Source organism: Brevundimonas vesicularis (assembly GCF_027886425.1).
Classification (GTDB): Bacteria; Pseudomonadota; Alphaproteobacteria; order Caulobacterales; family Caulobacteraceae; genus Brevundimonas; species Brevundimonas vesicularis_C.
The window spans coordinates 2,530,763-2,545,025 of sequence record NZ_CP115671.1; the positions used below are offsets into that span (position 1 = coordinate 2,530,763).

Below are 14,263 nucleotides of genomic sequence, written 5' to 3' on the forward strand. Positions count from 1 at the left end.
CTTCGGGGGCACTCCCGACAGGCTAGAAGCCTGTCCAAAATCGGACCTATGAAACCCAGCGGACGCACCAGGATTGGTTGTCTTTCGATCCGGCGAGAAGGCGACATGACCCGACATACGCCACACAGGGACAAGATTGATCATACGCGCGGCTTGGCGCAGGGCGGTCTAGGTGGTCCCGAGGACGAAATACTCGACGCAGGACAGGAGGAGGTCTTCTCCCGCACCGAAGTCGAGCAAGGCGAGACCGAACACCACCGGGGCGAAGAGACGCCGGGGCTCAGGTCGTGACACGCGGCCTGAAGACGCGCATTCCGGAAACAGCGGCGCACCTTTGCATCGACATGCAGCGCATGTTCGTGGAAGGGACCGAATGGCATACGCCTTGGGCAGCCAAAACCCTTCCGGCCATCGAGGCGCTATGTTCTGCAAGGCCTGAAAGGCTGTGGTTCACCCGTTTCATCCCCGCCGCAACGCCCGATGAGGCGGGGGGCGCCTGGCGCGACTATTGGCGGCGTTGGTCGACCATGACGAAGAACGCTCTCGATCCTGCGATGTTGGATCTGGCGCTCCCGCTTCAGCGGTTCGCGCCGCCCGCCCAGATCATCGACAAGACGGTCTATTCCGCCTGGTCAGGCACACGCCTCCACAAGGCGTTCAAAGATCAGGGTGTCGATACGCTCGTCGTAACGGGGGCGGAAACTGACGTTTGCGTTCTCTCGACCGTGCTCGGAGCCATCGATCTGGGCTATCGCATCGTGGTGGTCAGCGACGGGGTCTGCAGTTCGGCTGATCAGCCTCACGACCACCTTTTGGCGCTCTACAGCGACCGCTTCAGTCTCCAGGTCGAAACTGCCGAATGCCAAGAGGTGCTGGAGGCCTGGGTGGCATGACCGTCCATCCTCCCGTTCTGCGCTATCAAATCCGCTACCGTGATGGCGGAGAGCCTGAGACCCTGATCTCAAACGACATGGCTGACGCCATGGCCCAGGCGTCTCAGCGCGCAAAAGCGGTGGGTCAGGCTGTCGCCCTGTGGTGCGATGGTCGGTGGATCGCCGACGTTGATTCAGCCCCGTCGCTCCTCTCGTCCGACTTGATCGCAAAGCTTGTCCATGCCGGCATCTATGTGTTCGGCGCACCGGTCCGAGACCGGTGACGGGCTGATCTAGGCCGCCTCGGCCGCGATGGCTTCGGCGAACGCTGGAGACCGCGAACGATAGTGACAGCAGGCCACGCTCGCGAGAACGGCCTCATCCTTCAAAAGAATTCGTCCCCGCACGGTGCGTAGGGCGCCGGCGGCGCGAAGGCTCTGACACGCCTGATTGATGCTGGATCGACGCAGGCTCAGCATCGCTCCGATATTCGATTGCGACAGCGCGATCTCGAAGCTGCCGGTAGCGCGATGAATATCCAGAAGAAAGCTGGCGACGCGAGAGATCGACCCATGCGACATGGCGCACCTCAAACGCGTCTCCATCGCCTTCAATCGCTTGACGCCGCCTGAAAGCAGAAATTGAACGCCTTCCTCACCCGCTTCCCGGCAGAAGGCCGCCACGGGCGCTTGGTACACCAAGCCGTTCGACAGCCAAAGCCCTGGGCTTCCCCCTGCGATGTCGATCAGGTCGCCCGCCGCAGCGACGCCGCAATGGGTTCCTCTTTTCCCGTCATCGAGAAGGAGACAACCCTCAAGAACGACAGCGATCTCGCCATCCGGACGATAGGGTCCGCCCGACACGACGGGAATGATCTCTCCAAGGCGCAGCGCACGGCTGCGACTTTCGAAGGAGAGTGTATCGAACGCCCGCCACAACGAAAGAATTTCCTCGCGCGGCTCTAGACCTGGCGAGGTCTCGCCGGACGGTGTCGCAGGATCGAGCATAGGCGCATCCTGCGACTTTCCGGGCGTAGCGCACTTACATGGGTTAAGTGACGCCTTCGTCCTCGATCAGTTCGGTCGTGGTCCCTGCCCCAGGTCCCGCCCCTAGATCAGCCCCGGTCACAGGATTGCCGTCGGGGTCAGAGGCTGTTCGGGCCGCGAAGGCCTGGACAGCGGCGGCGTCCCGTTCGCCCAGTGAGACGCTGGCGGAGCCGTCGCCGCCGTCCACGGCGCCCTGCTGTTCACGGTCGTCGATGAACTCCCATTGCTCCCCCTCATTCCAAGGTCCGCGGACATCGCCCTCCCCTTGGGACATGTCGTAGTATTTGTCAGCGAAGGCAGGCAGGCCGACCAGCTTGCCTGCCGGGAAGTTCGGCTCCATGGCGTAGAGGGCCTTCTCGAAGGACTTCTGATGCGCCACCTCGCGCGTCATCAGGAAGTTCAACGCGTCCTTCACGCCGGGATCGTCCGTGCAGTTGATCAGACGTTCATAGACGATCTTGGCCCGGGACTCGGCGGCGATGTTGGAGCGTAGGTCGCAGGCGGGATCGCCGATCGAGTCGATGTAGGCGGCGGTCCACGGGACACCGGCGGAGTTGATCAGGGCAGGCGCGCCGCCATAGAGAATCAAGGTCGTATGGCTTTCACCGCCGCTGTTCAGCGAGGCGTATAGATCCGCCTCCTCCATCGCGGCTTCCGCCAACTGGCCCTTGACCCCCCGGTTCAGCATGGACACGATCGAGCCGATAACCTCGAGGTGGCTCAACTCCTCCGTGGCGATGTCGAGCAGCATGTCTTTGCGGCCCGGATCTTCATCCGCCAAAGCCTGGGTGAAGTAGCGCATGGCGGCGGCGAGCTCGCCCTGCGGCCCTCCGAATTGTTCAAGCATCAGGGTGGCGAGACCCGGGTTCGGTTCGGATACCCTGACCGTATACATCAGGCGCTTGTTGTGCATGAACATGGTTGGCTCCTTGGGATTGAAGCCGAGCTAACCGGGCCATTCCGAGTGCTGTTCCGAAGGTCGGTTTTCGGACCTTGAAACGTTTTACTTTTGAGCGCGGCCATCGGTTGTGCCCGTTATTGGACAGTCGGAACGGACAACTCCGAGCGGCTCTTGAACCTTCTTTCATGGGAGGTTTGATGTCCCTCATCGACAAAGCGCTCGCCGCCGTCACCCCGCAGCCTGACGACGAGACGCGCAAGGCGGCGACGGAAAAGGCCCGCGCCGCCTCCCAGGCGGGAGACTGGCTTTCGCTGGTGCTCGATCATCACGACTCGATCCGCGCGGCCTTCGCCAGCGGCCGAACCGCCAAGACCGCCGTCGAAAGAAACGCCGCTCGCAATGCGCTCGCCGTCGTGCTGAACGGCCATGCGCTGGCCGAGGAGCTGGTCCTCTATCCCGCCCTCGGCCAGGCCGGCGAAAAGATGCACGCGGCCCACGCCTATCTCGAGCAGACGACTACCAAGGCTCAGATGGCGGAGCTTGAAAACATCGCACCCTCAAAGACCGCCTGGCTGGAAAAATGGGCGCACATCGAAGGCGCCGTTCTCACCCATATGTTCGAAGAAGAGAGCGATTGGTTCCTGACGCTGAAGGCCAAGGGTCACCACCAGATCCGTCTGGCCTCGCGTTACGCCAAAGAGTTCGAACGCTACGCTGGCGCGCCCCAGTCTCGAGCCGCCTGATCCCGACCGTTTAACATCAAGGAGGCATCGACGATGTCCGCCCCCCTTTCGACAGACGCCGACGTCCAGTCACCAGCCTTCCACGACGACGACTATGTGGAAGGCGCCTACGACTCCACCAGCATCCAGGCCGTCATGATCAACCAGCCTCGTCAACGGCTTTATGACTACTGGCGCGACTTCCGAAACCTGCCCAGTTTCATGGAGAATGTGAGGTCGGTGGATCTTCTGGACGACCTCCGATCAAGTTGGAGCGTTGCAGGTCCGGCCGGTGCGGAGATCGAGCTTGTCAGCGAGATCACCGAAGATCGTCCCGGCGAATACATCGCCTGGCGGTCGACCGAGGACAGCGATGTCGATCACGAGGGCTGGATCGCGTTTCGCGACAACGCCTTCGGCCGCGGAACCGAGGTGCGTGTCCTGATCAGCTACGACCCGCCGGCGGGCGCCGTCGGCAAACTGGTCGCCAAGGTGATGCAGCGCGAGCCCCGGGTCCAGGCCCGGCGCGAGCTGCGACGTTTCAAACAGCTGATGGAAACGGGCGAAATCTCGACGTCCAAAGCTCCCGACGCGGCGCCGCGCGCCGACCGTCATTTCTGATCCCGGAAGGAATTCCCATGCGCGCCCTGACTTGGCACGGCAAACACAATGTTCAGGTGGACACGGTCCCCGATCCCCAGATCGTCAATCCCCGCGATGCGATCATCAAGATTACGGCGACCGCCATCTGCGGATCGGACCTGCACCTCTACGATAGCGTGATCCCCGGCATGTCCAATGGCGACATCCTCGGCCACGAGTTCATGGGCGAGGTTGTCGAGATCGGCCGTGGCAACACCAGCCTTCAGGTCGGCCAGAAGGTCGTCGTGCCCTTCGTGATCGCCTGCGGCTCCTGCTTCCATTGCGGCAAGCAGCAGTTCTCGGCCTGCGACAACTCCAATCCCGCCGACAAGTCTGACGCATCCGAGATCGCCTACGGTTACCCGGCTGCCGGCCTGTTCGGCTATTCGCACCTGACCGGCGGCTATGCGGGCGGCCAGGCGGAATATGTCCGCGTCCCCTATTCCGACATCGGCCCGATCGTGGTGCCGGACGGAATCGAGGATGAGCGGGTCCTGTTCCTGTCCGACATCTTCCCCACGGGTTGGATGGCGGCCGAGAACGCCGAGATCGAGCCCGGCGACACGGTGGCGATCTGGGGCTGCGGCCCCGTCGGTCTGTTCGCCATCAAGAGCGCCAGATTGATGGGCGCCGGTCGCATCATCGCCATCGACCATCATCCGCGCCGACTGGAGCTCGCCAAGGCGAACGGCGCGGAAGTCCTCAACTATCATGAGGTCAAGGTTCGCGAAGCCCTGATGGAGATGACCGCCGGCATCGGGCCGGACGCCTGCATCGACGCGGTCGGCATGGAGGCGCATGGCTTTTCGCCCGACAACATCATCGATGCGGTTAAGCAGGAAACGAAGCTGGGCACGGATCGCCAACATGTCCTGCGCGAGACGATCATGGCGTGTCGCAAGGGCGGCCGGGTATCGATCCCCGGCGTGTATGGCGGAATCGGCGACAAGCTGCCGATCGGCGCCCTCATGCAGAAGGGTCTGACGATCAAGACCGGCCAGACCCATGTGCAGAAATACCTGCCCCAGCTCCTTGAGCTCGTCATGGACGGCAAGATCGACACGACGGATCTGATCAGCCATCGCCTGCCGCTTGAGCAGGCGCCAGAGGCTTACAAGAACTTCCACGACAATCCGAACGAATGGACGAAGGTCGTGCTGAAGCCGCACGGCTGATCAACGGCCTTCGTTCGAATCTCACTGCCGTGACGACGATGGACCGCCAGACGTCTCAGCGCATCACGGCCGGAGCTCGGGATCGTTTTTCAGGCGATCTGGCAGGAACACGACAGGCTCGGCGAGCTTTTGGGTAGGCCATGACGCTGAACCCGCTGCTCGCCGACCGCTCCAGATCCGGTTTCGGCCCACTCGCTACATCAGACGCTGACGGGAGCGCCGCCTGTGGGCAATACTGAGCAGGTCGTAACGGTTCTCGGCGATTCCCTGACCGCCGGCTACGGCCTCAAGCCGGTTGAGAGCTTGCCGCGACAACTGGCGGCGCGACTGGCGACCCACACGCCCCCGGTTCGCATCATCGGCGCAGGCGTGTCCGGCGACACGACAACGGACGGTCTGAGACGGCTCGATCGGGACGTGCCGGCCCAGACGGATCTTTGCGTCGTCGCCCTGGGCGCCAACGACATGATGCAGCTGGTCCCGACCGATCACGTCAGGGATAACCTTCTGTCGATCATCGACAAACTCCAACAGCGCAACATCCCCGTTCTGCTGTGCGGCATGCGGGCGCCGCCCTGGTTCGGCACCTACGCCTGGGCGTTCGACGCAGTCTACCCCGAGGTCGCTCGAACGGCGAACGCGCCCCTGATGCCGTTCCTGATGGACGGTGTCGCGCTGCACCCAGCCTATGTCTTACCGGACCGGATCCATCCCAACGCCGCCGGCGTGGGGAGGATGGCCGACGCCCTCGCCTCCCATGTGCGCGCCGCTTTGGCGGCCTTGCGGACGCCGTGACGGGATGCGGCTCGTCACCTTCAACATCAACGGCGTCAATCGTCGCCTGCCCAACCTCCTCGGCTGGCTGGAACAGGTCCAGCCGGACGTGGTCTGCCTGCAGGAACTGAAGGCGGCCGACACGCAGTTCCCAGCCGCCGAGCTCGAGGCGGCCGGCTATAGCGCGGTCTGGGTCGGCGAACCGCGCTGGAACGGCGTCGCCATCCTGAGCCGGATCGGCGCGCCGGTCGTGACACGACGCCGGCTGCCCGGCGACGCCGACGACCGCCAGGCCCGTTATATCGAGGCGGCGGTCAATGGCGTGTTGATCGGCTGCCTCTATCTGCCTAACGGCAATCCCAGGCCCGGGCCCAAGTTCGACTATAAGCTGGCCTGGGCCCGACGGCTCACCGCTCACGCGGCGTCGCTATATTCGACCGAGGCGCCGGTCATTCTCTGCGGCGACTACAATGTCGTCCCGACCGACGCCGACATCTATAATACCCGCTCATGGAAAACCGACGCCCTGCTCCAACCCGAGAGCCGAGCCGCCTTCCAGAGCCTGCTCGACCAAGGCTGGACCGACGCCCTGCGCGAGCGCTTCCCGCACGATCGGCCGCCCTGGACCTTCTGGTCCTATTTCCGGGAGGCCTGGTCCCGCGACGCGGGTCTGCGGATCGACCACCTGCTGCTCAACGGACTTGCAGCCGAACGCCTGACCGACGCCGGGGTCGATAGCGCGGTCCGCGGCGTCGAGGGCGCCAGCGACCATGCGCCGGCCTGGATCGACCTCGCTGACTAAGCCGATCCGGACCCTTCCACGCCAGCCGGCCGCGCCATCGATCGTCAGGCGGCCAGGGTCCGGAAGGTGATGGAATAGCGCAAGGCCGTCATCGGCGTGATCGAATGCTCAGTCCGCGCGCGCCTCCCCAGACAACCGATAGGCCGAGCCGCACGCCAGCGGCGCATTTCGACGCAGAAAGCCTGCGCCCTCGCGACGGCGCAGCCGCATCACGCAGGGCGCCAGCAGGGAAAGGCCCAGGATCTCGCCGTAGACGGGGCGGTCGCGATGCCAGCCGATGCCGGCGCCCGGGGCATATTCATTGACCAGAACCTGGACAAAGGCCGCGCCGTCAAGATCGAGCCGGCCCGCCAAGCGCGCCAGCAAGTGCGAGAGGAACGCCGGCCATCCCGCGCCGTGGGCTGCTCGATCAAAGGCCGCGATCCGGCGATGGCCAAGGTAGCCCAGATGCTCATAGGGCTTGAACGCGAGGGTCTGGAGCGCAGCGACCAGCGCGGCCTGTTCGGGCGCCGACAGGACGTCGGCCCAATAGTCGAATCCCTCCATGACGGGCGTGCGTAGGGTTTCATCGCCGAACAGGTCGATCTGAGACAGGCCGGTCACGACAGGGCCAGTTCGTTCGCCGCAGCGCCGGTCGTCTGCAGATTGGACAGGCTTACCCCGACCAGGCGCACGCCCCGGTCTGGCGGGTAGAGGGACCGGACCAGCACCCGACTGACCTCGTGCAGGGCTTGGCGGGAGGCCACAGGCTCGGAAAGGGACCGGCTTCGCGTCGATTGCTGGAAGTCGGCCCATTTGACCTTGACGGTCACCGTCCGTCCCCGACTACCGGTCTTCTCGCACCAGGCCCAGACATCGTCGCCCATGGCCGCCACCCCGGCCTCGATCGCGTCCGGATCGGTCAGGTCGGTGGCGAAGGTCGTCTCCGACCCGCTCGATTTGCGCGTCCGGTCCGGATTGACCGCCCGGTCGTCCTGCCCGCGCGCGATGGCGTAGTACCAAGGCCCGGACTTGCCGAAATGGTGCTGGAGAAAGGCCAGGGACTGCCGGCGCAGATCCGCGCCGGTGCGGATCCCTAGCCCTTCCATCTTGGCGGCCGTCACCGGTCCCACGCCGTGGAACCGCCGGACCGGCAAATCCTCGACGAAGGCCTCGCCGCGCCCGGGCGCCACCACAAATCGGCCGTTCGGCTTGTTCTGGTCCGACGCCAGCTTGGCCAGAAACTTGTTGTACGAAATCCCGGCCGAGGCCGTCAGGCCGGTCTCCTCGAGGATCCGCCGCCGAATCGCCTCCGCCGTCGCCGAGGCGGTCCCCAGGCCGCGCCGATCTGAAGTCACATCGAGATAAGCCTCGTCCAGCGACAGGGGCTCGATCAGGTCGGTGTAGTCGGCGAAGATCGCATGGATCTGCGCCGAGACCGCGCGATAGACCTCGAAGCGCGGCGGGGCGAAGACGAGGTCCGGGCATTTGCGCAGGGCGGTTGTGGAGGGCATGGCCGAGCGCACCCCGAACCGCCGCGCCTCATAGCTGGCGGCGGCGACCACGCCGCGCGCCGCCGCGTGCCCCACCGCCACCGGCCGTCCGCGCAGGGCCGGATCGTCCCTCTGTTCGACGGAGGCGAAGAAGGCGTCCATGTCCACATGGACGATCTTGCGGGTGGCGACGCCAGACATGCGCCGTGCATATCAAGACCAGAACAAAAAGAAAACATTTGTCCAAGGCCACGCTTGCCAATCGGCTTGCCGGAGTGCTGTCGGGGAGGTCGAACAGCCGCTCAATCCCTATGTCTTACGTCGAGCTTCAAGCCACTTCGCACTTCTCCTTCCTGCGCGGCGCCAGCAGTTGCGAGCTGCTGTTCGAACAGGCCCGGCTGTGCGGGCTGGACGCCCTGGCCATCGTCGATCGCAACTCGCTAGCGGGGATCGTGCGCGCCCATGAGGCGGCCAAGGCCTCCGGCGTACGGCTGATCGTCGGCTGTCGGCTTGATCTGATCGATGGGACGGGGGTGCTCGTCTATCCGACCGACCGGCCCGCCTATTCCCGATTGACCCGCCTGCTCTCCCTGGGCAAGCGCCGCGCCGGCAAGGCCAAATGCCACCTCGACTGGTCGGATCTGAAAGATTGGTCGGAGGGCCTTATCGCCATCCTGGTACCGGACGAGGCGGACGAGGCCTGCGCCGCCAATCTGCGACGGCTGAAGGCGACCTTTCCCGCGGGCGCCTATCTCGCCCTGACGCTGCGGCGACGCCCCCGCGATGCCTTGCGGCTGCACGACCTGTCGAACCTCGCCGTCCAGGCGGGCGTGCCGACCGTGGTGACCAACGACGTCCTGTTTCATCATCCGGACCAACGCCTGCTGCAGGATGTGGTCACCTGTGTTCGGCACGGCTGCACCATCGACGAGCTGGGCTTCCGGCGCGAACGCCATGCGGATCGATATCTGAAGCCGCCCCACGAGATGCACCGCCTGTTCAAGGCCTATCCCGAGGCCTTGGCCCGCTCGGCCGAGATCGCCAATCGCTGCCGGTTCTCGCTGGATGAGCTGGCCTATCAATACCCCGACGAGGTTTCGACACCGGGCATGACGCCGCAGCAGACGCTGGAACAGCTGACCTGGGCCGGAGCCGCCGAGCGCTATCCGGAAGGGCTGCCGGACAGCGTGCGCAAGACGCTTCGGCACGAACTCGATCTGATCGGCCAGCTCGACTACGCCCCCTACTTCCTGACGGTCCATTCGATCGTTCGCTTCGCCCGCAGCCAGGACATCCTGTGCCAGGGTCGTGGTTCGGCCGCCAACTCCGCCGTCTGCTATGTCCTGGGCATCACCTCGATCGATCCAGGCCGCAATGATCTGCTGTTCGAACGCTTCGTCAGCCAGGAGCGCCGCGAGCCGCCGGACATCGATGTCGATTTCGAGCACGAGCGGCGCGAGGTCGTCATGCAGTGGATCTTCGAGACCTACGGCCGCAACCATGCGGCCCTCTGCTCCGTCGTCACCCGCTATCGCTCGCGCGGTGCCCTGCGCGACGTCGGCAAGGCGCTGGGTCTGAGCGAGGACTTGATCAAGACCCTGTCGTCCCAGGTCTGGAGCTATTCCAGCGAGGGCGTCGAGGACAAGCATGTCGCGGACCTCAACCTCAATCTGGAAGACCGGCGGCTTCGCCTGGCGCTGGAGCTGTCGCGCCAGTTGATCGGCGCCCCGCGCCACCTCAGCCAGCACCCCGGCGGCTTCGTCTTGACCCACGACCGCCTGGACGACCTGGTCCCGATCGAGCCGGCGGCGATGAAGGATCGCCAGGTCATCGAATGGGACAAGGACGACATCGACGTCCTGAAGTTCATGAAGGTCGATGTGCTGGCGCTCGGCATGCTCAGCTGCATGAAGCGCGGCTTCGACCTCTTGGCCGAGCACAAGGGGATCGCGCTCGACCTCGCCACTATCCCGGCCGAGGATCCCCGGACCTATGCGATGATCCGCAAGGCCGACACCCTCGGGGTCTTCCAGATCGAGAGCCGGGCCCAGATGGCCATGCTCCCGCGCATCAAGCCTCGCACCTTCTACGATCTGGTCATCGAGGTCGCCATCGTCCGCCCCGGCCCGATCCAGGGCGATATGGTTCATCCCTATCTGCGCCGCAGGGAGGGCAAGGAGGACGTGGTCTATCCCAAGCCCGAGCTGGAAAAGGTGCTGGGCAAGACCCTGGGCGTGCCCCTGTTCCAGGAACAGGCCATGCGGGTCGCGATCGAATGCGCCGGCTTCACCGCATCGGAGGCCGACCAGCTCCGCCGCGCCATGGCGACGTTCAAGTTCACCGGCGGGGTCAGCCATTTCAAGGACAAGCTGATCAGCGGCATGGTCGAGCGCGGCTATGACGCCGCCTTCGCCGAGAAGACCTTCAGCCAGCTTGAGGGCTTCGGCTCCTACGGCTTTCCGGAAAGCCATGCGGCCTCCTTCGCCCTGATCGCCTACGCCTCCTCCTGGCTTAAATGCCATCACCCGGATGTCTTCTGCGCTGCGCTTCTGAACGCCCAGCCCATGGGCTTCTATGCCCCGGCGCAGATCGTCCGCGACGCCCAGCAGCACGGCGTCGAGATCCGGCCCGTCTGCGTCAACGCCAGCCGCTGGGACTGCACCTTGGAGCCTGTGGGCGAGGACGGCAGGTTCGCCGTCCGCCTCGGCCTTCGCATGGTGCGCGGCCTGGTGAACGGCGACGCCGCCCGCATTTTGGCGGCACGGACGGAAGGCGCCTTCCGCTCTATCGATGACCTGTGGCGACGCGCCGGCGCCCAGGTCGCCAGCCTCGTCCGCCTGGCGGAGGCGGACGCCTTCCGTCCAGCCCTTTCCCTCGACCGCCGCGACGCGCTTTGGGCCATCAAGGGGCTAAGAGATGAGCCCCTTCCCCTATTTGCCGCCGCCGATGCCCACGACCAGAAGCCGGAAATCTCCGAGCCCGATCCGGGCCTCAAGCCGATGACGCCCGGGCGGGAAGTCGTTGAGGACTACAGCCACATCGGCCTGACCCTGCGTGATCATCCGCTGAGCTTCCTGCGCGGCGATCTGCAGTCACGCCACGTCATGACCTGCGCCGATGGGACCGCCATTCGCGACGGTCGGCTGACGCGCGTGGCAGGCCTCGTGCTGGTTCGTCAGAAGCCCGGCAGCGCCAAGGGCGTCATGTTCATCACCATCGAGGACGAGACCGGCGTGGCCAATCTAGTCATCTGGCCGAGCCTCTACGAACAGCAGCGCCGCATCGTGCTGTCGGCCTCCATGCTCGTCGTCGACGGCAAGGTTCAGCGCGAGGGCGACGTCGTCCACATCGTCGCGACCAGACTTCATGACGCATCGGCCCTGCTCGCCTCGGTCGGCAACCGGGGCGAGGTCTTCCCCCTGCCCCACGGGCGCGGCGACGAATTCCATCGCGGCGGGTCGCCGGATGCGCGCGACTCGCCGCCTCGCGCGATCAAGGTCCGGGACATCTACATTCCCGATCTACATCTCGACACGATCAAGCCGAAGGCGCGCGATTTCCGATAGTCGCCAGGAGCGACCGCAGGACGGGTCAGAATCCCCATCGTGAAATCGCCATTTCATGATCAGGACCCATGCCCCCATGATGAGGGTGAAGCTGAGCTGGCGTACAGATGTGTGTCTTTAAATGGGTTACGCGCAACCCATATAACCTTCTGTTTTATCTAGGTAAATCAGCCCTACAGATTTTTGGGTCACCTGTAACCTATTTTGCGCCCGAGTTTTCTTGTTGTTTTACAATCACCTAATACTACCGCAGGTGTGCATAAGGTGTGCATCATCCTCCACAGGATGATATTCCTAATGGCCCCCAACTGGGGTTAGACGTTTTTTGTCGTCTGGTTCCGTCGTTTAGAGCACGGGCTATCGCCCCCTAGGCTGTGATTAGGATGGCGCTTGAGATGGAAGATTTGGCTGCACAACCAGCTAGGAGAACGACGGTGAGCGACGCTGAGCTGCAAGCCTTTCAGATGAACTTTGTGCAGATGGCTTTGGTGTTCTCGTTCACCATTGTGGCGGTCCTCGCCATCAAGACGGTGATCTCCAAAATGGCGCGAGCGCTGTGTGATCGAAAGGCCCGAGCCGGCGATCATGACGAGTCAAGCACGCAATCTTGACCTAAATTTCTCGCGTTGATCCGGCTGCGCTCGTCCAGTAGGCGCAGGGCTACCGCGACAAGGCGTGCACATCCTCCGGGCCGGAGGAACGCGCGGCCGATACATCGACCGACACGCGAAGCCAGCTGCTACTCTGACTTGTTTTTACGCCGGCTCGTCCCGCCATTCATGCCTTCTATGAGCCCTCCAAAAATGGGCTTGACCAACCAGGCTATGAACACAGCGGTGAACCCACCGGCCATGAATATAAGAACGTCCATCATCAGGCGTCTCCCAACAAAGTCTGTGGCTCTCGTACACGGCAGTATGTCGTGTGACCGAAGCTGTGCGGCGGCACGGCGACCAGAGCACACGTCCGAATGCCTGCTTTTCAGTGTCGAACGCCCTTCGTCTCGACGGGGTTCAGCTGCAGCTCAGCCGCACTGATCGCGAGAGCCTGAAGCTTGGTACACGCAAGAAGGCCGCATTCCTGAGCAAAGGTCAGCGGCCCATGATTGGCGGGGTCGATCAGACCAACCACGGCGTCGTGCAATCCCTCTAGCGTCGAGACGTCATCCACGAAAGAGGCCAGGTCCGCGCCGGCCCCGTACACCGTGTAGTGAGCGAGGCCTCCTCGCTGGGCTCGATAGGCATCCCAACGAGCCTTCAGCTTCGCCACGCGCTCGCCGGAACCGACAAGGTCGTTCGCTCGTGCCAACCCCTCCGCGACGACCTTCTCGGCAGCCTCGAGCTTGGGGGCCATTCTCATCACATAGTGAGCCGTCCAATACCGGACCAATAGATCGCCGCAGTCAGCGTCGTCATGATGAAGCAGAGGCGCCAAGCCAATCTCTAGATCCCCTTCAGCAAACAGGGCGAGGTCATCGATCAGGATATGCGGCGCCAGCGTCTGTAGGGATGTTAGCACCCTTTCGAACCGCCAGCCTGAAAGGTCGGCCAGATCCTCGGCGGTCGTCTTCACCAACCCCCCATTGTCGGGATTGTCCCGTAGCTGTCTAACCCAAACCATCAGCAATAGCGAAAGGATCGTGAGTGCGTCGTCGTTTAAGCCTTCCCGGGCGGCGTTCTGCAGAACCCTAAGCGATGCAAGCATGATCAACGGGTCGAGCTCTGCTGGGTCCAGATGCGACCCTGTTCCGATCATGAGCTGCAGTTCGGAACTCATCTCGGAAATATCGACAAAATCAGCCATCACACCCCTCGCACAAATCACACTGATAGTGTGTAGTGAAGATCGGGCGGCAGCCGCAAGTGCGGTTGCGTGGAAGTTGACGCTGAACTGGTGAGTTTTGGCCGCGCCGTCAGGTCGCGGCGGATTGCGCTTGGCCTAAGCCAAGAGGAACTGGCCGACAGAGCCGGGCTCCACCGAAACTATATCGGCGGCATTGAGCGTGGCGAACGCAACGTCGGCATCAAGGCGGTCTACGCCTTGGCTGTCGGCCTTGGCTGTGGACCGTCTGAGTTGTTCAACCAGAGCGCACCCCCGCCTTAACCTTCCCCTAACCTACGGCTTAGCAGTCTGATCAGGCCGTAAGACCGATCCTAAACCATCGTTTTAATTTAACGGAAAGTTTAGGATAATGAATGACTCAATAGAGGCTTCAACAGAAGCCACAACCATTACCTATCTGGAGGGGTTCACTCCGACCGTTCCAGCAATAAGCCATCGCCACTCCTACG

The 14,263-nt window shown here is 63.6% G+C and carries 15 protein-coding genes; 10 read left to right on the top strand and 5 right to left on the bottom strand.

Annotated elements, in window-relative coordinates:
• Window positions 1-287 precede the first annotated feature (287 nt).
• Both PFY01_RS12935 and PFY01_RS12940 read left to right on the top strand, forming a co-directional pair.
• Window positions 288-893 (top strand): cysteine hydrolase family protein, encoded by a 606-nt coding sequence (locus PFY01_RS12935; protein WP_271041589.1) that lies wholly within the window; start codon window positions 288-290, stop codon window positions 891-893.
• Window positions 890-1,156 (top strand): hypothetical protein, encoded by a 267-nt coding sequence (locus tag PFY01_RS12940; protein ID WP_271041590.1) that lies wholly within the window; start codon window positions 890-892, stop codon window positions 1,154-1,156. The genes PFY01_RS12935 and PFY01_RS12940 overlap by 4 nt, the downstream gene beginning before the upstream one ends.
• Before the next feature lie 9 nt (window positions 1,157-1,165).
• Here the strand turns inward: PFY01_RS12940 and PFY01_RS12945 are convergent, their stop codons facing one another.
• Window positions 1,166-1,879, bottom strand: coding sequence for a Crp/Fnr family transcriptional regulator (locus tag PFY01_RS12945; RefSeq protein ID WP_271041591.1), 714 nt, complete (start codon window positions 1,877-1,879; stop codon window positions 1,166-1,168).
• Between the two features lie 43 nt (window positions 1,880-1,922).
• A complete protein-coding gene (locus PFY01_RS12950; protein WP_271041592.1) occupies window positions 1,923-2,837 on the bottom strand; it encodes a manganese catalase family protein in 915 nt (304 codons plus the stop codon).
• A gap of 179 nt (window positions 2,838-3,016) precedes the next feature.
• On the opposite strand from PFY01_RS12950, the gene PFY01_RS12955 reads away from it, so the two are divergent.
• The 5 genes from PFY01_RS12955 (at window position 3,017) to PFY01_RS12975 (ending at window position 6,934) form a co-directional block, all read left to right on the top strand.
• Window positions 3,017-3,562, top strand: coding sequence for a hemerythrin domain-containing protein (locus PFY01_RS12955; RefSeq protein WP_271041593.1), 546 nt, complete (start codon window positions 3,017-3,019; stop codon window positions 3,560-3,562).
• Window positions 3,563-3,595: 33 nt separating this feature from the next.
• Complete coding sequence (locus tag PFY01_RS12960) at window positions 3,596-4,162, top strand: SRPBCC family protein (RefSeq protein WP_271041594.1); 567 nt, start codon at window positions 3,596-3,598, stop codon at window positions 4,160-4,162.
• Between the two features lie 17 nt (window positions 4,163-4,179).
• Window positions 4,180-5,358, top strand: coding sequence for a zinc-dependent alcohol dehydrogenase (locus PFY01_RS12965; protein WP_271041595.1), 1,179 nt, complete (start codon window positions 4,180-4,182; stop codon window positions 5,356-5,358).
• 225 nt (window positions 5,359-5,583) lie between these two features.
• The gene (locus PFY01_RS12970; protein ID WP_271041596.1) at window positions 5,584-6,153 is read left to right on the top strand and encodes an arylesterase; all 570 of its coding nucleotides are present in this window, start codon (window positions 5,584-5,586) and stop codon (window positions 6,151-6,153) included.
• Between the two features lie 4 nt (window positions 6,154-6,157).
• A complete protein-coding gene (locus PFY01_RS12975) occupies window positions 6,158-6,934 on the top strand; it encodes an exodeoxyribonuclease III (protein WP_271041597.1) in 777 nt (258 codons plus the stop codon).
• Window positions 6,935-7,042: 108 nt separating this feature from the next.
• Here the strand turns inward: PFY01_RS12975 and PFY01_RS12980 are convergent, their stop codons facing one another.
• Together PFY01_RS12980 and dinB are read right to left on the bottom strand one after the other, a co-directional pair.
• Complete coding sequence (locus PFY01_RS12980) at window positions 7,043-7,537, bottom strand: alpha-ketoglutarate-dependent dioxygenase AlkB (RefSeq protein ID WP_271041598.1); 495 nt, start codon at window positions 7,535-7,537, stop codon at window positions 7,043-7,045.
• On the bottom strand, window positions 7,534-8,607 hold the full coding sequence (gene dinB / locus PFY01_RS12985) for a DNA polymerase IV (RefSeq protein ID WP_271041599.1): 1,074 nt from the start codon (window positions 8,605-8,607) through the stop codon (window positions 7,534-7,536). The genes PFY01_RS12980 and dinB overlap by 4 nt, the downstream gene beginning before the upstream one ends.
• A 110-nt stretch (window positions 8,608-8,717) precedes the next feature.
• Here dinB and PFY01_RS12990 point away from each other — a divergent pair, with 110 nt between their 5' ends.
• Together PFY01_RS12990 and PFY01_RS12995 are read left to right on the top strand one after the other, a co-directional pair.
• Complete coding sequence (locus PFY01_RS12990) at window positions 8,718-11,972, top strand: error-prone DNA polymerase (RefSeq protein WP_271041600.1); 3,255 nt, start codon at window positions 8,718-8,720, stop codon at window positions 11,970-11,972.
• Window positions 11,973-12,406: 434 nt separating this feature from the next.
• The gene (locus PFY01_RS12995; protein WP_271041601.1) at window positions 12,407-12,583 is read left to right on the top strand and encodes a hypothetical protein; all 177 of its coding nucleotides are present in this window, start codon (window positions 12,407-12,409) and stop codon (window positions 12,581-12,583) included.
• Window positions 12,584-12,953: 370 nt separating this feature from the next.
• On the opposite strand, the gene PFY01_RS13000 is transcribed toward PFY01_RS12995, so the two are convergent.
• Window positions 12,954-13,775: a hypothetical protein gene (locus PFY01_RS13000; RefSeq protein ID WP_271041602.1), complete on the bottom strand. Its 822-nt coding sequence runs from the start codon at window positions 13,773-13,775 to the stop codon at window positions 12,954-12,956.
• Window positions 13,776-13,865: 90 nt separating this feature from the next.
• Between PFY01_RS13000 and PFY01_RS13005 the strand changes: the two genes are divergently transcribed.
• A complete protein-coding gene (locus PFY01_RS13005; RefSeq protein WP_271043062.1) occupies window positions 13,866-14,075 on the top strand; it encodes a helix-turn-helix domain-containing protein in 210 nt (69 codons plus the stop codon).
• The last annotated feature ends 188 nt before the right edge of the window (window positions 14,076-14,263 follow it).